General features: G+C 46.6%; 25 protein-coding genes. 12 read left to right on the forward strand and 13 right to left on the reverse strand.

Features of this window, described 5'->3' with window-relative positions:
• The first annotated feature begins 28 nt into the window (after window positions 1-28).
• Window positions 29-514, forward strand: coding sequence for a xanthine phosphoribosyltransferase (gene gpt, locus ACNA7P_RS06755; protein ID WP_416257861.1), 486 nt, complete (start codon window positions 29-31; stop codon window positions 512-514).
• Window positions 515-549: 35 nt separating this feature from the next.
• Here the strand turns inward: gpt and ACNA7P_RS06760 are convergent, their stop codons facing one another.
• Window positions 550-2,286, reverse strand: a complete 1,737-nt coding sequence (locus ACNA7P_RS06760) for a proline--tRNA ligase (RefSeq protein WP_416257862.1) — start codon at window positions 2,284-2,286, stop codon at window positions 550-552.
• Between the two features lie 84 nt (window positions 2,287-2,370).
• Window positions 2,371-3,087 (reverse strand): tRNA (N6-threonylcarbamoyladenosine(37)-N6)-methyltransferase TrmO, encoded by a 717-nt coding sequence (gene tsaA, locus ACNA7P_RS06765; RefSeq protein ID WP_416257863.1) that lies wholly within the window; start codon window positions 3,085-3,087, stop codon window positions 2,371-2,373.
• Window positions 3,088-3,369: 282 nt separating this feature from the next.
• Between tsaA and ACNA7P_RS06770 the strand changes: the two genes are divergently transcribed.
• On the forward strand, window positions 3,370-4,005 hold the full coding sequence (locus ACNA7P_RS06770; protein ID WP_416257864.1) for a hypothetical protein: 636 nt from the start codon (window positions 3,370-3,372) through the stop codon (window positions 4,003-4,005).
• A gap of 120 nt (window positions 4,006-4,125) precedes the next feature.
• Here the strand turns inward: ACNA7P_RS06770 and ACNA7P_RS06775 are convergent, their stop codons facing one another.
• The 10 genes from ACNA7P_RS06775 to ACNA7P_RS06820 all read right to left on the reverse strand — a co-directional run bounded on the left by ACNA7P_RS06775 (window position 4,126) and on the right by ACNA7P_RS06820 (window position 17,942).
• Complete coding sequence (locus ACNA7P_RS06775) at window positions 4,126-4,536, reverse strand: H-NS family nucleoid-associated regulatory protein (RefSeq protein ID WP_416257865.1); 411 nt, start codon at window positions 4,534-4,536, stop codon at window positions 4,126-4,128.
• Between the two features lie 198 nt (window positions 4,537-4,734).
• The gene (locus ACNA7P_RS06780; protein ID WP_416257866.1) at window positions 4,735-6,399 is read right to left on the reverse strand and encodes an electron transfer flavoprotein-ubiquinone oxidoreductase; all 1,665 of its coding nucleotides are present in this window, start codon (window positions 6,397-6,399) and stop codon (window positions 4,735-4,737) included.
• Window positions 6,400-6,426: 27 nt separating this feature from the next.
• The gene (locus tag ACNA7P_RS06785; protein WP_416257867.1) at window positions 6,427-8,622 is read right to left on the reverse strand and encodes a putative bifunctional diguanylate cyclase/phosphodiesterase; all 2,196 of its coding nucleotides are present in this window, start codon (window positions 8,620-8,622) and stop codon (window positions 6,427-6,429) included.
• Window positions 8,623-8,881: 259 nt separating this feature from the next.
• Window positions 8,882-10,885, reverse strand: a complete 2,004-nt coding sequence (locus ACNA7P_RS06790) for an acetoacetate--CoA ligase (protein WP_416257868.1) — start codon at window positions 10,883-10,885, stop codon at window positions 8,882-8,884.
• 63 nt (window positions 10,886-10,948) lie between these two features.
• A complete protein-coding gene (locus ACNA7P_RS06795; RefSeq protein WP_416257869.1) occupies window positions 10,949-11,857 on the reverse strand; it encodes a hydroxymethylglutaryl-CoA lyase in 909 nt (302 codons plus the stop codon).
• A 27-nt stretch (window positions 11,858-11,884) separates the two neighbouring features.
• Window positions 11,885-13,858, reverse strand: a complete 1,974-nt coding sequence (locus ACNA7P_RS06800) for an acetyl/propionyl/methylcrotonyl-CoA carboxylase subunit alpha (RefSeq protein ID WP_416257870.1) — start codon at window positions 13,856-13,858, stop codon at window positions 11,885-11,887.
• Window positions 13,858-14,682, reverse strand: a complete 825-nt coding sequence (locus tag ACNA7P_RS06805; protein ID WP_416257871.1) for an enoyl-CoA hydratase-related protein — start codon at window positions 14,680-14,682, stop codon at window positions 13,858-13,860. The genes ACNA7P_RS06800 and ACNA7P_RS06805 overlap by 1 nt, the downstream gene beginning before the upstream one ends.
• A gap of 10 nt (window positions 14,683-14,692) precedes the next feature.
• On the reverse strand, window positions 14,693-16,300 hold the full coding sequence (locus ACNA7P_RS06810) for a carboxyl transferase domain-containing protein (RefSeq protein WP_416257872.1): 1,608 nt from the start codon (window positions 16,298-16,300) through the stop codon (window positions 14,693-14,695).
• Between the two features lie 29 nt (window positions 16,301-16,329).
• On the reverse strand, window positions 16,330-17,502 hold the full coding sequence (locus ACNA7P_RS06815) for an isovaleryl-CoA dehydrogenase (protein ID WP_416257873.1): 1,173 nt from the start codon (window positions 17,500-17,502) through the stop codon (window positions 16,330-16,332).
• A complete protein-coding gene (locus tag ACNA7P_RS06820; protein ID WP_416257874.1) occupies window positions 17,499-17,942 on the reverse strand; it encodes a MerR family transcriptional regulator in 444 nt (147 codons plus the stop codon). Before ACNA7P_RS06820 ends, ACNA7P_RS06815 begins: the two co-directional genes overlap by 4 nt.
• A 101-nt stretch (window positions 17,943-18,043) precedes the next feature.
• On the opposite strand from ACNA7P_RS06820, the gene ACNA7P_RS06825 reads away from it, so the two are divergent.
• Both ACNA7P_RS06825 and arfB read left to right on the forward strand, forming a co-directional pair.
• The gene (locus ACNA7P_RS06825; RefSeq protein ID WP_416257875.1) at window positions 18,044-19,225 is read left to right on the forward strand and encodes a thiolase family protein; all 1,182 of its coding nucleotides are present in this window, start codon (window positions 18,044-18,046) and stop codon (window positions 19,223-19,225) included.
• 430 nt (window positions 19,226-19,655) lie between these two features.
• Window positions 19,656-20,081 (forward strand): alternative ribosome rescue aminoacyl-tRNA hydrolase ArfB, encoded by a 426-nt coding sequence (gene arfB / locus ACNA7P_RS06830; protein ID WP_416257876.1) that lies wholly within the window; start codon window positions 19,656-19,658, stop codon window positions 20,079-20,081.
• A gap of 208 nt (window positions 20,082-20,289) precedes the next feature.
• Here the strand turns inward: arfB and ACNA7P_RS06835 are convergent, their stop codons facing one another.
• Window positions 20,290-20,427, reverse strand: a complete 138-nt coding sequence (locus tag ACNA7P_RS06835) for a DUF3096 domain-containing protein (protein WP_416257877.1) — start codon at window positions 20,425-20,427, stop codon at window positions 20,290-20,292.
• 181 nt (window positions 20,428-20,608) lie between these two features.
• On the opposite strand from ACNA7P_RS06835, the gene ACNA7P_RS06840 reads away from it, so the two are divergent.
• From ACNA7P_RS06840 to ACNA7P_RS06875, 8 genes are all read left to right on the forward strand, one after another.
• Window positions 20,609-21,151, forward strand: coding sequence for a DUF2058 domain-containing protein (locus ACNA7P_RS06840; RefSeq protein ID WP_416257878.1), 543 nt, complete (start codon window positions 20,609-20,611; stop codon window positions 21,149-21,151).
• 148 nt (window positions 21,152-21,299) lie between these two features.
• A complete protein-coding gene (locus ACNA7P_RS06845) occupies window positions 21,300-21,671 on the forward strand; it encodes a hypothetical protein (protein WP_416257879.1) in 372 nt (123 codons plus the stop codon).
• Between the two features lie 109 nt (window positions 21,672-21,780).
• Window positions 21,781-22,071, forward strand: coding sequence for a hypothetical protein (locus ACNA7P_RS06850; RefSeq protein ID WP_416257880.1), 291 nt, complete (start codon window positions 21,781-21,783; stop codon window positions 22,069-22,071).
• 14 nt (window positions 22,072-22,085) lie between these two features.
• Window positions 22,086-22,553 (forward strand): hypothetical protein, encoded by a 468-nt coding sequence (locus ACNA7P_RS06855; RefSeq protein WP_416257881.1) that lies wholly within the window; start codon window positions 22,086-22,088, stop codon window positions 22,551-22,553.
• A gap of 108 nt (window positions 22,554-22,661) precedes the next feature.
• Complete coding sequence (cfa, locus tag ACNA7P_RS06860) at window positions 22,662-23,780, forward strand: cyclopropane fatty acyl phospholipid synthase (protein WP_416257882.1); 1,119 nt, start codon at window positions 22,662-22,664, stop codon at window positions 23,778-23,780.
• A gap of 81 nt (window positions 23,781-23,861) precedes the next feature.
• Window positions 23,862-24,494 carry an alternative oxidase gene (locus tag ACNA7P_RS06865; RefSeq protein WP_416257883.1) on the forward strand — a complete coding sequence of 211 codons (633 nt, stop codon included), beginning with the start codon at window positions 23,862-23,864 and terminating at the stop codon, window positions 24,492-24,494.
• Window positions 24,495-24,554: 60 nt separating this feature from the next.
• The gene (locus ACNA7P_RS06870; protein WP_416257884.1) at window positions 24,555-24,773 is read left to right on the forward strand and encodes a VF530 family DNA-binding protein; all 219 of its coding nucleotides are present in this window, start codon (window positions 24,555-24,557) and stop codon (window positions 24,771-24,773) included.
• A gap of 32 nt (window positions 24,774-24,805) precedes the next feature.
• The coding region (locus ACNA7P_RS06875; protein WP_416257885.1) for a DUF1543 domain-containing protein at window positions 24,806-25,262 on the forward strand (457 nt) is incomplete at its 3' end.

The raw sequence follows: 25,262 nt of genomic DNA on the forward strand, positions 1-25,262 counted from the left end.
TACGAATCCTAGCATAAAAGAGGTCACCATGGGATTGCATAGCAACCAAGAATATTTTGTATCCTGGGAAGAATTACATCGCGCTACGCGCGAACTAGCCCGTAGGCAATTGCCGGCAGAGCAATGGAAAGGCGTAATTGCCGTTAGCCGTGGTGGTTTAGTGCCAGGTGCGATAGTTGCTCGTGAATTGAACTTACGCGTAGTAGAAAGTGCCTGTGTGCGTAGCTATGCGCATCAATCGCAAGCTGCAGAACCTGAACTACTGAAACCTATTGCCTGTACCGAAGATGGCGAAGGCTTTTTGGTGGTAGACGATTTGGTTGATACCGGCAATACCTTACGTTTCTTGCGGAAAATGCTACCTAAGGCGAAGTTTATTACCGTATATGCAAAACCAGAAGGCTTGCCGCTGGTAGATGAATACGAAGCCGATATCGAACAAAACGTATGGATTCACTTTCCTTGGGATATGCACTTACATTACGTAGATCCGTTGGCTGGTGAAGATCGCTAAACGGCGCCAAGGCTGACGCCGTTTAGTAGCAGGCATTAACCTGCCAATTGCGCCTGAATAAAGCGCACTACTTCGGCGATTGCCAAGGTTTCTTTATTACCCGTGCGGCGGTTTTTGTATTCTACGGCTTGCTCATCAAGATTCCGTTCACCAATTACGATGGTGTGGGGAATACCAATTAGCTCCATATCTGCAAACATTACCCCAGGGCGCTCTTTGCGATCATCAAATAGTACTTCGATTCCCGCAGCTTTAAATTCGTTGTATAAGCTATTGGCTACTTCCTGAACACGCGCTGATTTATGCATATTCATCGGTAAAATACACACGTGGAAAGGCGCCATTGCATCCGGCAATTTAATGCCATTGTTATCATGGTTTTGCTCAATTGCCGCCGCCACAATTCGGGAAACGCCAATACCGTAGCAACCCATGGTAAGCGATTGGCTTTTGCCATCTTCGTTTAGTACCGCAACTTTCATCGCATCACTGTATTTGGTGCCTAGCTGGAAAATATGGCCAACTTCAATACCACGGGCAATGGCCAAGGTGCCGTTACCATCGGGGCTAGCATCGCCTGCTTGCACATTCCGTAAATCAGCAATTTCGGGTAACTCAACATCACGGTTCCAGTTAATACCAAAGAAATGGAAACCATCTTCGTTGGCACCAGCTGCAAAATCACTCATAACTGCTACCGAGCGATCAATCAGCATTGGTAATGGCATGCTTACTGGGCCTAATGAACCTGGGCCCGCACCAATAGCGGCGCGAATTTCTTCTTCACTGGCAAAAACTAACGGCGAAGCTACTGCTGGGTGTTTCGCTGCTTTAATTTCATTCAGCACATGATCGCCGCGTAAAATAAGCGCTATTAGCGAACTATTACCCTGTTCATCAGCGGCACCGTGCACAATGAGTGTTTTCAATGTACGTTCGATAGGCAAGTTAAATTGCGCAGCAAATTGCTCTACTAAGGCTTGAATTGTTTTCGCTTCTGGCGTGGCAACCTTTTCTAACGCTTGTGCCGCAGGCTGAATTTCAGCAGCTGGAGTTAGGGCTTCGGCAAGTTCAACGTTAGCTGCGTAATCACCGCTATCAGAAAAGGCGATATCGTCTTCACCAGAACTTGCTAGCACATGAAACTCATGGCTCATGCTGCCGCCAATAGAACCGGTGTCGGCAATTACTGGCCGGAAATCGAGGCCTAAACGAGTGAACACGTTGCAGTATGCGGTGAACATCGCTTGATAGGTTTGTTCCAAGCTTTCTTGCGTGGTGTGAAACGAATAAGCATCTTTCATTAAGAACTCACGGGCACGCATTACGCCAAAGCGGGGGCGTATTTCATCACGGAACTTGGTTTGAATTTGAAATAAGTTAAGCGGCAACTGCTTGTAGCTATTCACTTCTTTGCGTACTAGCTCACTAATTACTTCTTCGTGAGTAGGGCCGAGTACAAACTCACGGTTATGCCGATCATGTAAGCGCAGAAGTTCTGGGCCATAGGCTTCCCAACGGCCAGATTCTTCCCACAGATCCGCAGGCTGTACCATAGGCATTAAAATCTCAATGGCCCCAGCGCGCTCCATTTCTTCGCGCACAACCTGCTCAACTTTACGTAATACCCGTAAGCCACTTGGCGCCCAAGTATAAAGGCCAGAGGCCACTTTACGCACCATGCCGGCACGCAGCATTAGTTGATGGCTAATCACCTCAGCATCTGCTGGGGTTTCTTTTAATGTTCCAAGAAGGTACTGGCTTGTTCGCATGTTCACTGCTCTCGTGGTGTTAGGGTGGTGATAGGCCAAATCCATTGCCTTTATTTTAGCAGCCTCAGCTGCAGCAACAAAGGTTTAACTGATGCTAATTACTTGATTCAAATTATCTTCCACCCGCCATTTAATATTGAAATCGTATAAGTGCATGCCATATTCTTTCTGCCAATTTTGTTCACGTTGGTACCCCGGACGCGGATCTTGTTGTAGCACTTCGGTAATCAGCGCTCGCAATTGCGGGTATTGCGCCGTATGTTGGGCCAATACAGCCTCGGCAGCGGCACTAAATTGCACCTGCATGCCCGTATTTGGCCGCGCATCGGCATAGCCCCCGCGTGCATCGGCAATGCTATCAGAATAGGGCAAGTAGGGCTTAATATCGAGGATAGGGGTGCCATGCAGCAAATCTAGCCCAGCTACTACCAGCGTGTTATTCCGTACCTCAAGCAGCTCCACAACCGAAAGGCCAATTGGATTGGGCCGAAAGGTGGAGCGGGTAGCAAACACTCCTTTGCGTTGGTTGCCGCCCAAGCGCGGGGGGCGTACCAAGGGCTTCCAACCCTGAGTGGCCGTTTCGTGAAACATAAAGGTAAGCCAAAGATGGCTAAAATCTTCAATTCCCCGCAAACAATCTGGGTGCGCATAGGCTTCGGTAAAATGAATTACCCCACGAGCACTTTTTACTAAACCGGGTTGGCGTGGAATGGCGAACTTTTGTCGATAGGGCGATTCAACAAAAGCAATGGGGGAAAGGCCTAGTGTTTCGCCTGGCGTTGGAAACGATGGATTACTCACATTCACTGCTCACGGTTATAAGTTACTCTAGATTATTCATGTTAGCGCGAATAACCAAATTAAGGTGTGTGTATTTCACCACACTTTCGTTGTTCTCACCAAAAGTGAATACGATATAAATGAAATAGTAATTTAAAATCAATAACTTAATAAAGCTGGCCTGCTTTTTGCTTTTACTTGAATAGATAGCTCAATAAATGAATAAGTAAGTGCCGGAATAGATTTACGATTCGGCTTTTAAAAACAAAACTATACTAAAGTTACACTTTCGGGAGAACAAGCATGAAAACTATTAAAGCTCTTGTTATCGCCATTGTATTTGCAGCCACCGCCGCTGTTACCGCGGGTACCTCGTACGCGAACAATGAAGCTAGCGTAAGCCATGAAATTTCTATGGCAGACATTAACCATGTAGTACTGAATAACTCGGTAGGCTCGATCTACGTAAGTGAAGGCGAAGGCGATTATATGCAGCTACGCGTTGAGTTTGAAGGCAAGCGTTCAGGTATGCTGCGCCGAGTAAAAGATGTGAGTGATGCTGATGTAACTATTCAAGAACGCCGCGGTGTGCTCACAGTTTCGTTTGGTGAAAAGAATGTAGAAGCTACTTGGTATGTAACTACGCCAAGTGTGGCGAAGCTGAATGTTGATTTGGGCGTTGGTATGGCAGATATCTCGGTATCAGCTACCGCTGTAGTGCTAGATGTTGGTGTAGGTGATGGCAAGGTTACCGGTAAGCTAGAGTATGCTGGTGCGCTGAACGCAGATGTGGGTGTTGGTGCAGCAACCATTCATGGCGGGCAAGATGTACGTAGTAGTCGTGCAATTGTTGCAGAAACTAGCAGCGGCCGCGGTAATGGCGAATATCCAATTTCTGTATCGGTAGGCGTAGGTGATGCCGGTATTCGTTTACGGTAAAACACAGAAAGCCGCGAGCATAATACTCGCGGCTTTCGTTTAAGCTGATCATGCCGCTATTTTATTACCCCATTGGGTAACTAGTTAGCGGCTTTTTTGTTGCCGTGATTAAAGCGTATTTTATAAGGCAAATTCATTCAACGAACGGCCAGCATCAAGTGCTTCTTGAATCGCTTTTGGGGTGCGGCCTTGGCCGGTCCAAGTTTTATGTTGGCCATTCGCATCGATATATTTGTATTTCGCTGGGCGTGGTGTACGCGCTTGCTTCTTCGATGCTGTTTTAGTGCTACTTACTGCACCCCCCAAAATGTCTTCAGGGCTCAGTCCTGCAGCTTCAATTTCTTTGCGAATCCGTGCAACTTCTAATTGTTTTGCTGCTAACGTGCGCTCTTGTTCAGCTTCATCTTCCTTGCGCTGTTCAATTATTCCCGCCAGTTTACTTGCTGCTTCTGATAATTCAGCAACAGTAAGTTCTTTAGTGGCGGCATTTAAGCGGCGGGCATGCGTTAGAATATCTATAAATTCGCTCATGGTTTATCCTGTAAAATAAATATTTCGTTAGTTAACGATCTAGCAGTAATAAAATAGTACGAGCCATTTAAATAAAGAGGTTAAATAGCGCTTAATTACTGTAGTGCATTTATTATGCTCATTCAGCATTGAATTAGCAACTTAAGAGTTAACTTACAAAAAAGCCCGCAGTTAATGCGGGCTTTACGAAATTATTACTTACATATTCGGGTAATTAGGCCCGCCTGTTCCTTCCGGTGTTACCCAGCGAATATTCTGGCTCGGATCTTTAATATCACAGGTTTTACAATGAATGCAGTTTTGTGCATTAATTTGGAAACGCGGCTCGTCATCTTCATTGTTTACTACCTCATACACACCTGCTGGGCAATAGCGTTGGGCTGGCTCAGCATATTTTGCTAAGTTCACCTGAATTGGAATATCGCTATCCATTAACTGCAAGTGGCATGGTTGATCTTCTTCATGGTTGGTATTAGATAAATAAACCGATGAATTCCTATCAAAACTGATTTTATTATCAGGCTTGGGATATTCAATTTGCTTTGCTTCACTGGCTAATTGCATACCTTCATGATCAGCACGGGTATCTTTAATGGTAAAGGGTAACTTACCGCCAAAAATATTCTGGTCTAACGTATTATAAGCGCCGCCTAACCAAGTACCCCACTTGTGGATTACAGGGCCGAAGTTGCGTGAACGATATAATTCATCGTATACCCACGAAGCATTAAAAGCTTCCGTATACTCACTTAAATCAGCAGCATGCTTATCCGCACATAAGGCGTTAAATACTGTTTCTGCAGCAATCATTCCGCTCTTCATTGCGGTGTGATTGCCTTTAATTTTAGCGAAGTTCAAGGTGCCCGCTTCACAACCTACTAATACCGCACCTGGCATGGTCATTTTCGGTAGCGAATAAAAACCACCTTTAGTAATTGCCCGCGCGCCATAACTTACGCGCTTACCATTCTCAAGAACTTTGCGAATTTGTGGATGTTGCTTAAATTTTTGGAATTCAGCAAACGGGTTCAAATATGGATTGGTGTAATTCAAATCCACAATTAAGCCCAAGAATACTTGGCCATCTTCAGCATGATATAAATACCCGCCACCGCTGGCTTCATCGTTCAATGGATATCCGGTAGAGTGCACTACTAAACCAGGTTGGTGCTGTTCGGCTGGAATATCCCACACTTCTTTAAAGCCAATCGCGTAATGTTGTGCGGTGCTGTCTTTATCAAGTTGGTAATGGTTTATTAGGTCTTTGCCTAAATGGCCTCGGCAACCTTCCGCAAAGATGGTGTATTTTGCTCGGAGTTCCATACCTGGCATGTAACCATCTTTTGGCTCGCCGTTTACGCCTACACCCATATCACCGGTAATTACGCCGCATACTTCATCGTTATCACCATGAATTACGCTTGCTGCAGCGAAGCCTGGAAAAACCTCTACACCGAGTTCTTCAGCTTGGCTGGCTAACCAACGGCACACGTTGCCCATACTCACAATGTAGTTGCCATCATTATGGAAGGTTTTCGGCACCATAAAATTTGGTAATTTCGTAGCTTTTTCGGCTCCACCAAAGAAGAAAATGTCGTCTTTCGTTACGGCAGTATTCAATGGCGCGCCGCGCTCTTGCCAATCCGGAAACAGTTCGGTTAAAGCACGTGGCTCAAGCACCGCACCAGAAAGAATGTGGGCGCCCACCTCTGAACCTTTCTCGATAACACAAATTTGTAGCTCTTTACCGTGCTCTTGGTTCAATTGCGCTAATCTACACGCAGTGCTGAGGCCAGCAGGGCCTGCACCAACAATGAGTACATCAAATTCCATACTCTCGCGTTCAACATCATGCGTTGTCATGTGAATACTCCTAGAATTCGTAAAGCGTTAGCTTATTTTAACAGGAATTACGCTGTTTGGCGCTGTTAACAAAGCGGTTGCTTCATCGGCAGGTACAGGGCGGCTATAGAAATAGCCTTGGCCAATGGTGCAACCAAGATTAATCAAGAAATCGGCTTGCTCTTGATTCTCAACCCCTTCCGCAACAATGCCGATATCAAGGTTGCGCGCCAAGCTAACAATAGTTTGGGTAATGGTGGCATCATCTTTGTCGTCTGGTAAATCCTTCACAAACGAGCGATCGATTTTCAATGCGTTAATTGGAAAATGTTTCAAATACGAAAGCGAGGAGTAGCCCACGCCGAAATCATCAATCGCCAAGGTAATACCATTATCACGCATATCTTGCATAAATTGGGTATGAGTTTGGCTATTTTCAATCAACACTTGTTCAGTAAGCTCAAGTTCTAAAAATGTAGTAGGGATACCCGCACTACGCACTGCATATAGTATTTGATCTGTTAAATCTGGCACCTGGAATTGTCTGCCCGATAAATTCACAGAAACTCGAATATCGGTTAAACCTAATTCACGCCAGCGCGCAAGTTGGCGACATGCGGTTTGCAGAACAAATTCAGAAATCGGTAAAATGAGGCCAGAATCTTCGGCAATAGGAATAAAGCGATCAGGGCCAATAATAGTGCCATCATCCTCTATCCACCGCACTAGGGCCTCTAAACCAATAATCTTGCGGGTGGTCATGTCTACTTGCGGTTGATAAAACACCGAGAGCTTCTCATGTTCAATGGCATACCTTAGCTTCTTCGAAACATCTAAACGGTCGGCAAGTTCATCATGTAATTCTTGTGTGTACACATGCCAAATATTGCGGCCTTTATCTTTTGCTCGGTACAAGGCAGTATCGGCATGGCGCATTAACGTTTCCGCATCTTCTTCGCCTGTTTGGGTGAGGGCAATACCAATACTACCGGTTACAAAAATCTCGTAGCCTTCTACGTTAAAGTGCTTATCGAGTGCTTCAATGATTTCATCAGCAAAGTGTTCTAAATCTTCCTGTGCCCGCACGCTGGTAAGCATAATCGCGAATTCATCGCCGCCTAGCCGAGCTAGCATGGTTTTACCGCCGTTCAGCTCTGATAATCGAGTTGCCACTTGTTTCAAAAGGGCATCACCTACGTTATGGCCCAAGGTATCGTTTACTTCTTTAAAGTGGTCTAAATCAACAATCATTACGCCAACTTTTAGCGCTTGTTCGCGTAAAAAGTTTAGCTCTTCACTGAGCTGGGCAATAATGGCATTCCGGTTGGCGAGGCCAGTAAGGGAATCATGCTCAGCCAAATAGGCTACCCGTTGTTCAACGCGCTCACGCTCCTCAATTTCATCGTACAGCTCGCGGTTGGCTTCTTGCAGTAGGTTTTCACGAACGTGGCTAACGCCCAATAAATACAGTACGAAAGTGAGCAGGCCAGTTACCAATGAACCGGAAACTAATACCAATAGCGATAAATTACTACGCATCGTTTGCAAACGTGAAGTATGCGGCCAGAGTTCTAATACCCAGGTTTCGCCAAATAATTGAAATACTCGGTTGTTGCCCCATTCTTCTTTTAGTGCGCCATTATCGGCAAGGCTAAATAGAATGGCACTATCGGATTGGCGGGTTACGCGAAATGACGTTTCGTCTCGTAAGTGGCTGGCAACGGTAAGGTGGAGTAAGCGGTTCATATCTAGAATACCGGCGTAATAGCCGGTATATCGATTTGATTCGTAGGGCACCACGAGCAATAAATCGGCTGGGTGTTCCGCTAGTGAACTGGCCGAAATTAAATATCGTGCGCCAGGGCTAAAGCGGCTTAGCCACATTTCAACTTCATCGGGAACACGCCTAGGTGCTGCCCAATCGGCAGGGTAGCTGGTGATGATTTCCCCGTTTGGAGTAATCCACATTAAGCTTTTAAATTGGCGATAATAAGCATTAATTAAATCGCCTTCACTTACCCAACTTGGCCCCATTTCACCTTGGCTACTAATCCAGGTAAAACCAAACATATGTGATTGCAATTCACGGCGCACTTCAAGTTGCAATTGATAGAGCTCTGCATCAAGTTGATCACGAATAGAGGAGTTATCGGAAATGCGCAACGAGATCGCGAGAACGAGAGTTACAATAACCCCCGTAACTCCGGCGAAAATAGCTTGCTTGTGTCGTTTCAGATTGCGCATTGCACCACAGGGCTAATTATATTGTTATTGTAAAGCGTTGCCGCTAGCGAGCACGGAAATTGATTCGTAATTCGTTGCCGTGAATTACGAATTAACAAACTAAGCTCTTATAATTACACGTTTACTTTTTGTTCGTAAAGCGCACATACGTAAACATCAGCAAATACTTCCGATATTGCTCGTTTTCGCAGCACTTTCGCGTAAAAAGGCGAACTTAGTGTATGCATATATTCGTTGAGTTCGCAGGGTAATGGCGTGCTTAGCGGTTCAATTCAGCGCGGTTCTTGAACAATTCCAGCGCTTCTGGGTTTGCTAATGCATCGGTATTTTTTACGATTTCGCCATGAATTACTTGGCGTACCGCCAACTCAACTATTTTTCCGCTTATGGTTCTCGGTATATCGGCAGTTTGCAGAATAACTGAAGGAACATGTCGTGGAGTTGCATTGGCACGGATGGTTTGTTTGATTTCATTGCGCAGCGCATCGGTAAGCTCAATGCCTTCCCGCAATTTAACAAAGAGCACAATACGTTCATCATCTTGCCAGCTTTGGCCTACGGCAATGCTTTCTAAAACTGCATCAACTTTTTCTACTTGGCGATAAATCTCTGCAGTACCAATGCGCACGCCACCTGGGTTAAGCACCGCATCAGAACGACCATAAATAACTACCCCACCTTCGTGAGTAAGCTCGGCATAATCACCATGCGCCCAAATATTTTCAAAGCGCGCAAAGTAAGCACTATGATAACGGCTGCCATCGCTATCATTCCAAAAGCCAATAGGCATACAAGGAAAGCTTTGTTCACATACTAATTCGCCTTTCTCGCCTAGTACGGGCTTACCGCTATCGTTGTAAACGTTTACCGCTAAGCCAAGGCCTCGGCATTGTAATTGGCCGCGGTACACGGGCAGAATCGGATTACCAAGAGCAAAACAAGATACAATATCGGTACCGCCAGAAATTGAACTGAGGCAGAGATCGGTTTTAATATCGCGATACACATAATCGAAGCTTTCAGGGGCTAATACAGAGCCGGTAGTTAAAATTGCTCGCAGGGTGCTTAAGTTGTGGCTTTCCCTAGGCTTTTCACCCGCTTTTTCAAGCGCGGCTAAATATTTGGCGCTAGTGCCAAATACGGTAATCCCTTCTTTATCAATTAAATCGGCCATTGCTGCCGGGGTAGGGTAAAACGGAGAACCATCAAATAAGGCCAAACGAGCGCCTACAGCTAGGCCAGACACTAGCCAGTTCCACATCATCCAACCACAAGTGGTAAAGTAAAATAGGGTATCTTCGCGGCGTAAATCGGTATGCAATGCGTGCTCTTTAATATGTTGCAGGAGTGTACCGCCAATACCGTGCACAATACACTTCGGCACGCCGGTAGTACCCGAGCTAAACATGATATACAACGGATCATTAAATTTGCGGGGCACGAAAGTAATTTCGCGAGCGCTACTATCACGATAATCAGCCCAAGCTTGGGCATCATTAATACTGTGCTGAAGGCCAGCAAATGGAATAACTACTAATGCGGCAACCGATGGCAGCTGGGCTTTAATGGCGTTTACTTTGTCGCTAACATCAATGGTTTTGCCATTATAAAAATAGCCATCTACGGTAAACATTACTTTCGGTTCTACTTGGCCAAACCGATCCAATACACCCTGCACGCCAAAATCAGGTGAACAGCTCGACCAAACAGCGCCTAAACTGGTGGTAGCGAGCATAGCCACGATGGTTTCAATGCAATTGGGCAACATGCCGGCTACGCGATCACCGGCTTGCACGCCTTGTTGCTGTAGTTTCGCAGCCAGCTCGGCGGTAGCTTGATACAGTTCGGCATAGCTAATTTCTGTGCGTGCACCGTGCTCGTTAGTAAACACCAGTGCTGCTTGTGCATCGCGATAGCGAAGAAGATTTTCGGCGAAGTTCAGTTGCGCATCTGGAAACCAACTTGCGCCCGGCATTTTTTCGCCATCAATTAAAACACGCTCACCTTTTTCGCCAATTACTGCGAACTCATCCCACAACAAGCTCCAAAATTGTTCTTTTTGCTGCACAGACCAGGCATGAAACTGCTCGTAATCACCACCAAAACGCTGTTGGTATTTGCTTTCAACAGTGCGCATAAACGCCATCATTTGTGTGCGTTCACGTTGTTCTTCGCTAGGTTTCCACATAGGCTGCGATTTGTTTTGCAGCGTGTTTTTCGACGTGCTTTGCGTTAACAGAGAACTGTTTGCCTTGTCGGTCATTGTTCTGCCTTTGCTTGTGTTGTGCTAGTTACGAGTTGAGTAATTTTCTTATCGCCAGAGCTGTTAATTCGAGCTACGGGCAATGCTTACATTAGAACGTGGCTTGGTGCCTAGGGCGGCACAAATTGCGTTGCCAGCCGCAATTGCTTTGGATAAATCAACACCGGTGTGGATGCCCATGCCCGCAAGCATATACAGCACATCTTCACTGGCTAGGTTGCCACTCGCGCCTTTGGCATAAGGGCAACCGCCCAAACCCGCTACCGCGCTATCAATTACCGACACCCCAAGAGGTAAGCAAGCGGCAATATTCGCCAGCGCTTGGCCGTAGGTATTGTGAAAGTGCAAGGCAAGTTGTTGCATCGGCACTTCTTCAGCAACAGCGGCTAGCATACGTTGTGCCTGCAGCGGAGTACCAACACCAATGGTATCGCCAAGGGAAATTTCATAGCAACCCATAGCGTGTAGTTGTTTTGCTACTCGTACCACTTCACTTACCGGTACTTCGCCTTGGTAAGGGCAGCCTAACACGCAGGAAACATAACCTCGCACGCGAACACCTTGCGCTTTGGCAGCCTCCATTACAGGTGCGAAGCGCGCCAATGATTCTTCTATCGAACAATTTATATTCTTCTGGCTAAAGGCTTCAGAAGCCGCACCAAATACCGCTACTTCATCGGCACCGGCGGCCATAGCCAGTTCAAAGCCTTTTAAATTAGGAGTAAGTGCAGAGTAGGTAACACCAGTTTTCCGCTCGATTTGCGCCAATACATCGGCACTATCGGCCATTTGCGGCACCCATTTCGGGCTTACAAAACTTGCCGCTTCAATGCTTTGAAAACCAGCATCACTAAGGGCATTTACCAAGGCCACTTTGGCCTCGGTAGTTACCGCTTGTTCATTCTGCAAACCATCGCGTGGGCCTACCTCAACAATCTTCACCGAGCTGGGCATATCATTCATGTTCCACATAAGCGCTCCTTTGCATGTGCGGCTAAGCTACTCAGCCGCTTCGCTCAAGCTAATCAGTTCGGCACCATCGGCCACTAAATCACCAACGGCGAAAAATACTTGCTCAACACCTGCCGCAAACGGTGCTCGAATAGTGTATTCCATTTTCATGGCTTCCATTACTACCAAGGCTTGGCCTTCAGCAACGCTATCACCGGCTGCTACGTTTACGGCAACAATGGTACCGTTCATAGGGGCGGTTAGTGTACCGGCTTCATCTTCGTGAATAATATCGGCCAATGCATCGTAAGCACTTGCATCGAAACGGCCGTGATCACTAAATACCGTAAAGTTGCCTTGATGCTCAGCAATTTCTGGATAGAACCGCAGGCCATCTACCACTACTGCGCCATCGCTAGCTTGTTGTAGTACTAAATTTTCTGCTGGCCATTCAATACCATTGGCGGTGCTAATCAAATCAAGAATAGTAGCTGTTTCGGCATCTTTGCTACGTAAACCAATACGATGCTTGGCAGGCGAATTTACCCGCCAACCCGAAGCGCTACTCCACGGATCTTGATTCGCTTGTTGTTGGCGTGCACGAATCATGTGCGCGGCAATAATTAACAAGTTTACCTGTTCTGATAAACCGCCTTCGCGCTCATGTAAGGCCTCACCATACTGCTCAATAAAGCGCGTAGTAAGTTCAGCATTGGCAAAGGCTTTATGGGTGGCGATACGATGTAAATAATCGGTATTGGTGGTAACGCCGGCAATGCGAGTTTCACGCAACGCATTGGTTAAGCGGCGCAACGCCGATTCACGATCAATATCCCACACAATAAGCTTCGCAATCATCGGATCGTAGAAGGTAGTAACTTCATCACCTTGCACAATACCTGAATCCCAACGCACATAAGGAGAGGCTTCTGGGTGGCGCAAATAGGCGAGGGTGCCAGTGCTTGGCATAAAGTTATCATCAGCGTTTTCAGCATAAATACGCGCTTCGAAGGCATGGCCATCGAGGGTAATTTCATCCTGCTGCATAGGTAATACTTCGCCGGCGGCAACGCGCAGCTGCCATTCCACCAAATCTACACCGGTAATCATTTCGGTAACGGGGTGCTCAACTTGCAAGCGGGTGTTCATTTCCATGAAGTAGAAACTACCATCTTCATCGAATAAGAACTCCACTGTGCCGGCGCCCACGTAATCAATGGCTTGCGCCGCGCGTACGGCTGCATCGCCCATGGCTTTGCGAGTTTCTTCGGTTAACCCAGGCGCAGGCGCTTCTTCCACTACTTTTTGGTGGCGGCGCTGCACCGAGCAATCGCGCTCTGCTAAATACACGGCATTACCGTGCTGATCACAAAATACCTGAATTTCCACGTGGCGAGGGCGAGTAATAAACTTCTCTACCAACATTTTATCGTTGTTAAAGCCAGCTTTTGCTTCGCGCCGGGCCGATGCGAGGGCTTCGGCAAACTCTGCGGCGTTGTTTACTACGCGCATGCCTTTACCACCGCCGCCATAGGCAGCTTTTAGCAATACCGGGTAGCCAATTTTCTCGGCTTCTGCGGCCAGTAAATCATCGCTTTGATCATCACCATGATAGCCAGGTACTAACGGTACTCCAGCTTTTGCCATAATATTCTTGGCCGCACTTTTTGAGCCCATCGCAGCAATAGCTGCTACTGGTGGGCCAATAAAGATTAAGCCCGCATCTTGCAATGCTTCGGCAAACGATTCATTTTCCGATAAAAAACCGTACCCTGGGTGAATGGCTTGTGCGCCAGTGCGCTGGGCTGCAGTAATTACTTTATCGGCGCATAAATAGGATTCACTGCTTGGTGAGCCGCCGATATGCACGGCTTCATCGGCTTGCAACACGTGTTGTGCATTGGCATCGGCATCTGAATACACCGCTACGGTTTTAATACCCATGTCGCGCGCGGTACGAATAACGCGGCAAGCAATTTCGCCACGGTTGGCGATAAGAATTTTAGCTAATTGTTGTGCCATTATTTGTTTCCATCCGTTGCGCTGGTTGTATTCGCTGCTAGCCAAGCAGGGCTGCGTTTTTCTAAAAACGAACTCAAGCCTTCTTGGCCCTCTGCAGACACGCGAATTTCTGCAATGCGGCGCGCAGTTTCGGCTACTACATCTGGGTTCAGCGGGTGGTTGCTTACGTGCCGAATCAGGTTTTTGCAGGCTTTAATAGCCGCTGGGCTATTCGCGAGCAAGGCCGTTAATAACGGTTCTAGCTCGGCTTCTAAACTGCTATCGGCAGCCGCTACGATATCTATCAAACCTAAACGATAGGCTTCCGTAGCAAAAAAGCGTTCGGCAGTTAGCATATAGCGGCGTGCGGCAGGTTCACCTAACGCCCGCACTACATAAGGGCTAATTACCGCAGGAATTAAACCAATCTTCACTTCTGAAAGGCAGAAGCTAGCGCGCTCTTCAGCAATGGCCATATCACAGCAGGCCACAAGGCCCACAGCGCCGCCAAAAGCAGCACCATTTACTAAGGCAATGGTAGGGATTGGTAGTTGATCTAGCTCCCACATTAGGGCGCCCAATTCACCTGCATCTTCCACGTTCTCCTGATAATTTTTATCAGCCATGGAACGCATCCAATTCAGATCTGCCCCAGCTGAGAAGTTTTTACCAGCAGATTGCAATACTAATACCCGCGCGGCAGAGTTCTCGCGCACTTCGGCAAGCGCTGCGCGTAACTTAGCAATAATCACATCATCGAAGGCATTGTGCACTTCAGGGCGATTCATGGTTAAGCGAGCTACACCACGATTATCGAGTTCAATAATTACCTGTTCATTTGCCATACATCGCTCCTTACATGCGGAACACGCCAAAGCGCGTGTCTTCGATTGGAGCATTGAGTGCGGCGGAAATACTTAAGCCCAACACTGTGCGGGTTTGTGCCGGATCGATAATACCATCATCCCACAAACGGCCTGAGGCATAGTATGGATGGCCTTGGTGCTCGTAGGTATCAATAATAGGCTGTTTAAATTTGGCCTCATCTTCTGCGCTCCAGCTTTCGCCTTTGCGTTCTTTGCCATCGCGAGTAACCTGCGCCATCACACCTGCCGCTTGTTCGCCACCCATTACGGAAATACGTGCATTCGGCCACATAAACATGAGCGTTGGATCATAAGCGCGGCCACACATGCCATAATTACCAGCACCGTAGCTACCACCAATCAGTACCGTAAACTTCGGCACTTTGGCGCAACTTACTGCGGTAACCATTTTTGCACCATGCTTGGCAATACCTTCGGCTTCGTACTTCTTACCTACCATGAAGCCGGTAATATTTTGTAAAAACACTAATGGAATTTTGCGTTGGGCACAGAGCTCAATGAAATGCGCGCCTTTTTGCGCCGATTCCGAGAACAAAATACCGTTGTTAGCTACAATACCTACTAAATAACCGTGAATACGGGCAAAACCAGTAACCAAGGTATTACCGTAGTTTTGTTTGAATTCATCAAAATCAGAATCATCCACCACACGGGCAATGATTTCGCGCACATCATAGGGCTTGCGTAAATCGGTACCCACAATGCCGTAAATTTCTTCAGCAGCGTAGCGGGGCGGTTTTACTGGCGCTACATCAATTGGTGCTTTCGCAGGGCGATTCAAGCGAGAAACCGTACGGCGAGCTAAATCGAGCGCATGCTCATCGTTTACCGCAAAATGATCCGCAACACCAGAAATGCGCGTGTGCACATCGGCACCACCAAGTTCTTCCGCACTCACTTCTTCGCCGGTAGCCGCTTTTACAAGTGGCGGGCCAGCTAAGAAAATCGTGCCTTGCTCTTTTACAATAATGGATTCATCGGCCATGGCTGGCACATAGGCTCCGCCAGCGGTACATAAGCCCATTACCACAGCAATTTGCGGAATGCCTTTCGCCGACATATTGGCTTGGTTAAAGAAAATACGGCCGAAATGATCGCGATCAGGAAATACTTCATCTTGGCGCGGCAGGTTGGCGCCACCAGAATCTACTAAATAAATACAGGGCAGGTGGCAACGCTCGGCAATTTCTTGTGCGCGCAAATGCTTTTTCACGGTAAGAGGGTAGTACGTACCGCCTTTTACTGTAGCATCGTTAGCTACAATCATGCACTCAACGCCTTCCACACGGCCGATACCAGCAACTACACCCGCTGCTGGCACATAATCGTTATACACTTCCCAGGCAGCGAATTGGCCGAGTTCTAAAAATGGAGAACCCGCATCGAGCAAGCGTTGAATACGATCGCGCACCAATAATTTGCCGCGCGATTCATGCCGTTCTTGATAGCTTTTACCGCCACCTTGCTTAATTTGCTCGGCTTTTTCTTGTAAATCAGCCAACACAGCAAGCATTGATTCTCGGTTCGCTAAAAATGTTTCGTCCCGAGTGTTTACTTTACTAGTGAGAATAGCCACAACGAGTATCCTTATTATTTAGCGATTAATTACTTCGATTCAGTAAACAGCTCACGGCCAATTAGCATGCGGCGAATTTCTGAGGTGCCGGCACCAATTTCATACAGTTTGGCATCGCGCAATAAGCGGCCAGTAGGGTATTCATTGATATAGCCGTTGCCGCCGAGTAACTGAATGGCATCAAGTGCCATTTTGGTTGCTAGCTCAGCTGCATAAAGAATAGCACCTGCCGCATCTTTACGAGTGGTTTCGCCGCGATCGCAAGCTTTCGCTACTGCATACACATAAGCACGGGCCGCATTCATTTGCGTGTACATGTCGGCTACTTTGCCTTGTACCAACTGGAACTCACCAATCGCTTGGCCAAATTGGCTGCGCTCGTGAATATAAGGAACAACCACATCCATGCACGCTTGGATAATGCCCAGCGGGCCAGCAGCTAATACAGCGCGCTCGTAATCGAGGCCGCTCATGAGTACTTTTACGCCTTGGTTTAATTCGCCCAAAATATTTTCGGCTGGCACCCGCGCATCTTCGAATACTAATTCACAGGTGTTAGAGCCGCGCATGCCCAATTTATCGAGCTTCTGCGCCGTGCTGAAACCCGGAGTGTTTGCTTTCTCGATAATGAATGCGGTAATGCCTTTGGAGCCTGCACCCGGCTCAGTTTTTGCGTATACGATAAGCACATCTGCATCAGGACCATTGGTGATCCACATTTTATTGCCGTTCAAAATATAGTGATCGCCATCTTTTTTCGCATGCAGCCTCATACTCACCACATCAGAACCCGCGTTTGGCTCGCTCATGGCCAACGCACCTACGTGCTCGCCGCTTACTAATTTTGGTAGGTATTTCTCTTTTTGCGCTTGGCTACCGTTCACTTTTAGTTGGTTTACACACAAATTCGAGTGAGCACCATAGCTTAAGCCCACAGAGGCAGAAGCGCGGCTAATTTCTTCCATTGCCACTACATGCTCAAGATAACCCATGCCCGAACCACCAAATTCTTCCGGTACGGTAATACCGAGCAAACCCATATCGCCAAATTTGCGCCATAAATCAGCAGGAAACTCGTTTACTTCATCAATTTCTGCGGCACGGGGTGCAATTTCATCACGAGCAAATGCGTTTACTTGCTCGCGGATCATATCGGCGGTTTCACCGAGATCGAAATTGAATGTTTTATAGGCGCTAATCATGGGTACTCCTTGGTTTTTTCGGAAAGTTCCGCACGGCATCCGCTCTCAACGGCGGTTAACTCGTGTAAAACAACTTTAATATCTTCGAGTTGCTGGCGCAGGGCCAACTTCTTGTCTTCAATTAAACGCAACATGGTTTGCAGCTGGTTCACACTGCTGCCATCGCGATCATACATATCGAATAGGGTTTTAGTTTCCGCCAACGTAAACCCAAGCCGTTTACCGCGCAAAATCAACTTCAAACGCACCCGGTCTTTTTGCGTGTAAATACGGGTTTGGCCGCGGCGCTCAGGCATCATTAAGCCCTGATCTTCGTAAAAACGAATGCTACGCGTGGTGATATCAAACTCTTTCGCTAAATCACCAATGCTGAACGAATCTTGGGTACGGCGAACACGCTCGGGGCTAGTTTCGAATTCTTCTGCGCTTGTATTGTGCATGTTATAATTCCTACTCACTTGCCTTATGGCAGTTATACGCGATAAGCTAACATGAAGTTTACGTTAACGTAAAGTTTTACAACCTCCAGGAGAGAAGTTTCATGAGCTCAGATTCAGTAGTAATTGTTGCCGCCGCGCGCACGCCAATGGGCGGTTTCATGGGCGAATTAAGCCCTGTGAGTGCCACCGAACTTGGTGCTGCTGCGATTAAAGCCGCGGTAACCCGTGCTGGCATTGCCGGAGAAGATGTTAGCGAAGTGATTATGGGTTGTGTTTTACCTGCGGGTTTAAAGCAAGCACCAGCGCGGCAAGCCATGTTAAGCGCAGGGTTGCCACTTGGCATCGGCGCTACCACCATTAATAAAGTATGTGGCTCTGGTTTAAAAACTGTAATGTTCGGTCACGATTTAATTAAAGCAGGCTCAGCCAATGTAGTAGTAGCAGGCGGCATGGAAAGTATGTCGAATGCACCGTATTTGCTTGATAAAGCACGTAGCGGTTATCGCATGGGCCACGGCCAAGTAATCGACCATATGATGTTCGATGGCTTACAAGATGCCTATGAAGGCAAAGCTATGGGCTGTTACGCCCAAGATACCGCCGATAACTATGGCTTCACCCGGGAAGATATGGACGATTTCGCGATTCGCTCGCTAACCCGCGCGCAAACGGCCATTAACGAAGGTTGGTTCGCGGAAGAAATTGAGCCGCTCACCTATAGCGATCGCAAAGGCGATGTAACTGTTACCATTGATGAGCAGCCAGGCAAAGCGCGTATTGATAAAATTCCCAGTTTGCGCCCAGCGTTTAGCAAAGATGGCACAGTTACCGCTGCTAACTCATCATCGATTTCCGATGGTGCTGCCGCACTAGTGCTGATGCGCGAAAGCGATGCCAAAGCGCGTGGTTTAACGCCATTAGCTCGCATAGTGGCGCACGCTACCCACTCACAGAAACCTTCTGAGTTCACCATGGCGCCAGTAGGCGCAATGAATAAAACCCTCGAGCAAGCTGGGTGGAGCAAAGACGATGTAGATCTGTGGGAAATTAACGAAGCGTTTGCCATGGTAACCATGATTGCCATTAAAGATATGCAACTTGATGCCGAGAAAGTGAACGTAAATGGCGGCGCATGTGCCCTTGGCCACCCAATTGGAGCATCGGGTGCACGTTTGCTGGTTACCTTGCTGCATGCGTTAAAACAGCGTGGCAAGCAAAAAGGCGTAACCTCATTGTGTATTGGTGGTGGTGAAGCCGTAGCCTTAGCAGTAGAGATGCTCTAAGCCTAGCTGTAACGAGAAGATAGAAAAAGGCCCTGCTGCGGGTTGGGAATCGCGGCAGGGCCTTTATGTTTTGTATAAGTTTTGGTGTAAACTTAAATTGGTTTCAGAGATACAGAAGCGAGTTACAGCACGTATGTATATAAGTAAACCGCCATTGCAATGATTCCGAGCACTGCGATTACTCCTGGAACCATAACGTTGTATAATAAATTTTTGCGGATTTCTTCAATCATAATAGACTCCTCAGTCAATAAAATAATTAACTCGAAGCAAAATGTGCTGTCTGTGCGCTTCAATCTCCAGACGCCCATATTATATACTGTGCAATACCTTTTTGGGGATTATTCGCATGAAATCGGGTAATGGATATTAAGAGTTTAAGTAGGGGTGATTTAGCCCGTAGTTCGTTCTCAAGGGATTAGAAAAAGTTATGGCAGAAGTACGGATATCAGCACGAGTAAGCATTCCAGAGCAGGAGATAGAGTGGCAATTCATACGCTCTAGCGGTGCTGGCGGCCAAAACGTAAACAAAGTAGCTACTGCCGCGCAGCTTATTTTCGATATCCGCGCATCATCACTACCAGAATTTTACAAAGAGAAGCTGCTTGTTAAAAGCGATCATCGCATCACTCAAAGCGGTAAAATCATCATTAAGTGTCAAGAAAGCCGCAGCCAACTCGCTAACCGCGAACAAGCCTTAGCTGATTTTGTTCAGCTAGTTGCCAGCGTAGGCATAGTGCAAAAGAAACGCATTGCCACCAAACCTAGCAAAGCTGCGAAAGCTCGCCGCATCACCGCCAAAAAACAGCGTGGCGGTGTGAAAGCCGCTCGGAGAAAGCCTGTAAATGAAGGTTAACGCTCATGCAGATGAACATCGCTAAGAGGCGATGGCCACATGATGATTACCCCATATTCACCCTGCCTACGAAAGGTTAACCGTACTATACGGAACCTTGCATTTTGCTCATGGGGAGTACTTTGATGAAAGTGCAACCCATGAGTTATCGCCGGGAAGCGTAGCGATTAGCCCACATGGAGATCCGCTGTTAGTTTAAGCAGTATACTTAAAGCCCCAGAATCTGAACTGCGCCGATCACGATGAGATACACAGCTACAACAAAGTTCAGCAACTTAGGGCGAATTAATATCAGAATACCAGCAAGAATAGAGAGTACTGGAATCAGGGTAATGTGCAGTGTCATAATCCTATCCTTATATGATTAATTATTTGGTTTAACATAATCATTGTGCGGCTTGGTGGGGATTATAGCAAACGATTAAAATGCAAAGAGCTTGAAAAGCTGAAGAAAACAATCACCATATTGAGTAACTACTATTGGTTACGTACAGTAGTTTAGTAAAAATAAGCAGGGCAAAAAGGTTATGAAAAACGCGTTACAGGAACAGTTGCTGAAGGCTGGTTTGGCCGATGAGAAGAAGCTTAAATCGATGAAGAAAGAGCGGCATCTACAGCGAAAGCAGCTCGGTAAAAAGCAGAAAATTGTGAATGAAGCAACGGTACTGGCTGAGCAGCAGCGCTTGGAAAAGGTTGCTCGAGATCAGGAATTGAATCGGCAGCAACAAGCTGAGCGAGAAAAACGAGCTATTGCAGCCCAAGTACGCCAACTTATTGATGTGAATCGTATTGCGCATAAAGGTGAGGTTGCATTTAACTTTGCTGATGGCACTTTGGTTAAACGCATATATGTGAACCAAAAAATTCATAATGAGCTTACCCAAGGTAAGCTAGCCATTGTTCGCGACGCCGATAGCTATGCGTTAATTCCGGCGCAAATTGCTGATAAAATTCAGCAGCGCATTCCTGATGCAATTGTGCTGTGTAATACCCGTGATATTCTTGATGAAGCAGCTGCTGAAGATGACCCGTATGCGGATTATAAGGTTCCTGATGATTTGATGTGGTAGTGCTGTTCGCAAACCGCTATAGGGATAGTTGTGCAAACAGCGTAGAGTGCCTATTCTAAGCAGAGTAGGAAAATAATTTTACCACAATGGCAGTACGAGAAATTTCCTAATAATACGCCGGAAGTTAGGCTTCACTGGAGAAACAATTATGCATACGCTTATTTTTCTATTTTCAGTTTTCCTTATTGCCATGGGTGCAATCATTTTGGTGAAGCCGAGAGCGGTTTTCGATTTGCTTGAGCGGCATAAACGCGCACCCACATTGCAGATTATTGCCGTAGTGGTGCGGGTACTTTTAGGTGTAGCACTCATTGTAGCCGCGCCAAGTTCGAAATTTCCTCTTACCTTAGCAGTGATCGGCTGGATAGCGGTTTTTGCCGGTGTATTTGTAGCGGCAATGGGGCGCACACGATTTATTCAGCTAATGGATTGGGCCACGAAGATATTGCCGAAGAATGCGATATTGATTGGTGTTATTGCTATTATGCTGGGCAGCTTTTTAGCGTACGCAGTACGTTAAGTATTTACCGATAAAAACAGATAAGGGATATAGGAACGAAAAAGGGAATTACTCATATAGTGCGCTGCTCGAGCATTTTAATTACGGTTCACTGGTGGTGCCTGTGCCAATGTTAAACTCTACGAACAGTGAAGTATATTTTCAATCGTTGGAAGTACTGCGCGAGCTTGGCTATGACGCTGGCATTATGGGCACCACTAGCTTCAGGCTTGATCTTCATGAGTTTACCAATGGCTATTTGAGCGGCACTTGGCAGGGGAATATTATTGAGCTCACCGAGCGCACAGAAGATTTATCGGATGATGAGTGTTATACCGGCGATATTATGGGTGAGTGCTATGAACGGGTTCCGGTAACTATGCCGTTTACGTTGCAGTTTAATATTGAGGTTGAGCAATAAGGCGGTGTTCGAACATGAAACGCTTACTTTGTGGGATGTTAGGAGCCAGTTTGCTGCTCGCGATAGGTTACTTTATTCAAAATAGCCTCAATGGTAGCATTCCTGAGTATCAGCAGAATATCTCAATTACATATCCCGATAACGGTGAATTAATCACATTTTTAGAGCAGCATATTGGCGAAGTGGTTAAACTTTCGGGCGCCATTGATATGAGCTTATCGAACGAGTTGAGCTACGAAGTTAGTGATTTATTTGGTATTGATAACTTTATTATTGACCCTTCTACCCCTTTGCCAACCGATGGATTACAAGGGGAGGTATTTTTGCAATTTGAGTTTACGCAACAGCCGCACATTACGTATGGTGGAACCGGTGTGGTTCAGTTTCCTTTAAACAGGTATTTTCGGGTTACTAAAGCCTACAGCAATGAGCCAATACTAATCTATAATTTAACGGAAATAGCGCAACATGCGAACGAATAAGCGCGCATGTATTCAATTTGTTGGCATTCATTATTGCCCAAGCCTGATCATCATCTATAGTTCAATGGAACGAGCATTTGCCAATTACTCATTCGTGAGGAGATATTTATGCCATCTGAACGATCGGAAAAGTTGATAAGGGAACAGTTACACAAAGCGGGCATAGAAATAAATGGCGGGAATCCTTGGGACATTCAAGTGCATGATGCGCGCGTATATGATCGAGTTGTAGCTCAGGGTAATTTAGGTTTGGGTGAAAGCTATATGGAAGGCTGGTGGGATTGTGCGCAACTTGATCAGTTCTTTGATCGAATTCTGAGTGCCAAATTACATCAGCACCTTAATCCAACACGTTTACTTACCCATTACTTGCGCGCCAAGTTTATGAACCGGCAAACTCCTCAGCGCGCATGGCAGGTGGGTAAAGCGCATTACGATTTAAATAATGAATTCTATGCGGCAATGCTTGATTCGCGCATGACCTATACCTGTGGATATTGGCGCGCTGCTGAGAACTTGGAACAAGCTCAGCAGGCTAAGCTCGATCTGATTTGCCGTAAACTGCAACTGCAACCGGGCATGCGGTTGTTAGATATAGGCTGTGGATGGGGCAGTTTAATGGGCTACGCGGCGGAGCATTATGGCGTAGAGTGCGTAGGTGTTACGGTTTCAGAAGCGCAAGTTGCCTGGGCGCAAGAGCATTATCAGAGTGATAAGCTTACCTTTCGGTTGCAAGATTATCGCGATCTTAATGAGCGCTTCGATTGTGTGGTGAGTGTGGGGATGTTTGAGCATGTGGGGCGAAAAAATTATGCCACGTTTTTTAACGTGGTTGAGCGGTGCTTAAACGATCATGGCTTATTTCTACTACACACTATCGGTAAAAACATTCGTAAATCCACTCCTGATCCGTGGGTAGATCGGTATATCTTCCCAAATGGTGATTTACCCACTATTGAACAAATAGGCGAAGCCACTTCGGGCAAGTTTGTGGTGGAAGATTTACACAATTTCGGCGCCGATTATGATAAAACCTTAATGGCTTGGCATGCCAATTTCACGCAAGCGTGGCCGCAGTTTAAAAATACGCTAGGTGAACCGTTCGAACGCATGTGGCGTTATTATTTGCTATCCTGTGCTGGCGCATTCCGAGCGCGCGATATTCAACTATGGCAGTGGGTATTTTCACGCAATGGTGTGCGTGGTGGTTACGAGCGTCTTTCATAAATACTCTGTTGAGATACGTAGTGCCAGTGTGCAATGAACGGTAACAGAGCCTAGCCAGAAGGCAACGCAGTAAGGAGTACCATGAACGAGGTAAGTGAGATACGACCTAAGCATCATAAGCCCGAGGGGATTTCTGATCGTATTGCATATGCAACGGTGAGATTTCTTCGCTTTTTCGCGGATTTATTTTTCTCTGGGCGCTATGGCAATCGCGCAGTAGTGCTAGAAACCGTGGCTGCCGTTCCTGGAATGGTGGGCGGCACCATTCAGCATTTAAATTCATTGCGGCGCTTGAAAGATGATGATGGCTGGATACATACCTTGCTCGACGAAGCGGAAAATGAGCGTATGCACTTATTAACCTTCATTGAAGTGGCGAGGCCTAACTGGTTTGAGCGAACCTTGATTATTATTGCGCAAGGGGTGTTCTACAATGCATTTTTCCTTTTGTATCTTGTATCGAGCAAAACTGCGCATCGGGTTGTTGGTTACTTAGAAGAAGAGGCGGTTTATAGCTATACCGAGTATTTGGAAGGCGTGGATAGTGGTAAGTATGAAAATATTCCCGCGCCGCAAATTGCGATTGATTACTGGAATTTACCTAAAGATGCTCGCTTGCGAGAAGTAATTATTGCGGTGCGAGCCGATGAAGCGAAACACCGCGATGTAAACCACGGTTTTGCAGATACGCTGAAATCTAACGCACGCGATTAATACGCACTATATTGAACACTATTAAATCACCTAATTTGCAATTCAATTAACGGTACAATCATGACCCAAGAACAACCCAATAACCCTTTGCACGGCCTTACTCTCGAGAAAATCGTAACGCAGTTATATGAGAAATACGGTTGGAACGGGCTTTATCAAGAGGTGAGTGTGAACTGTTTTCACAATGATCCTTCGATTAAATCGTCTTTGAAATTTTTACGAAAAACGCCGTGGGCACGTGAAAAAGTGGAAGCGTTATATATAAAAACGTTCGGCTAACGCATTAGGCATTTCATTTTGGAAGTTTATTCATGCAACAGAAACTCTTTTTAGTGTATGTAGGTGGTGATGCACCGGGCGCCAACATTGAATTACACGATGTTCGCTTTGTGGTGGGAAATTCAATCGAAGATACCTATCCAGCATTGAAGCAGCAATGGTTTGGTAATCGCGGAAGTGTGCACATGGATAGTTATGTGCATGTGCATCATGTAGATGGCTATAGAATTCAGTTGGCGAAAGCGCCTTCGCTCGAGAAGAAAAAGCTCTATTTCGTGAATTTCGGTGGTTATTTTCCCGGCAAGTTAGCGGAATATCATGATTTTACCATAGTAGTGGCAAGCTCTGCTGAAGAAGCTCGGGCTCTTGCTAAGCCAAAAGTGCTGGCTGCAGGCTTAGCTGGCTCTGGCGCTTTAGCTTCTGGAGTTGGGTACGCTATTTGGTACACGGCTTTACCTGCGCTTAAGGCCACTAGCGCTGCAACTGTGC

This window comes from Aliidiomarina sp. (genome assembly GCF_047920995.1).
Lineage (GTDB): Bacteria > Pseudomonadota > Gammaproteobacteria > Enterobacterales > Alteromonadaceae > Aliidiomarina.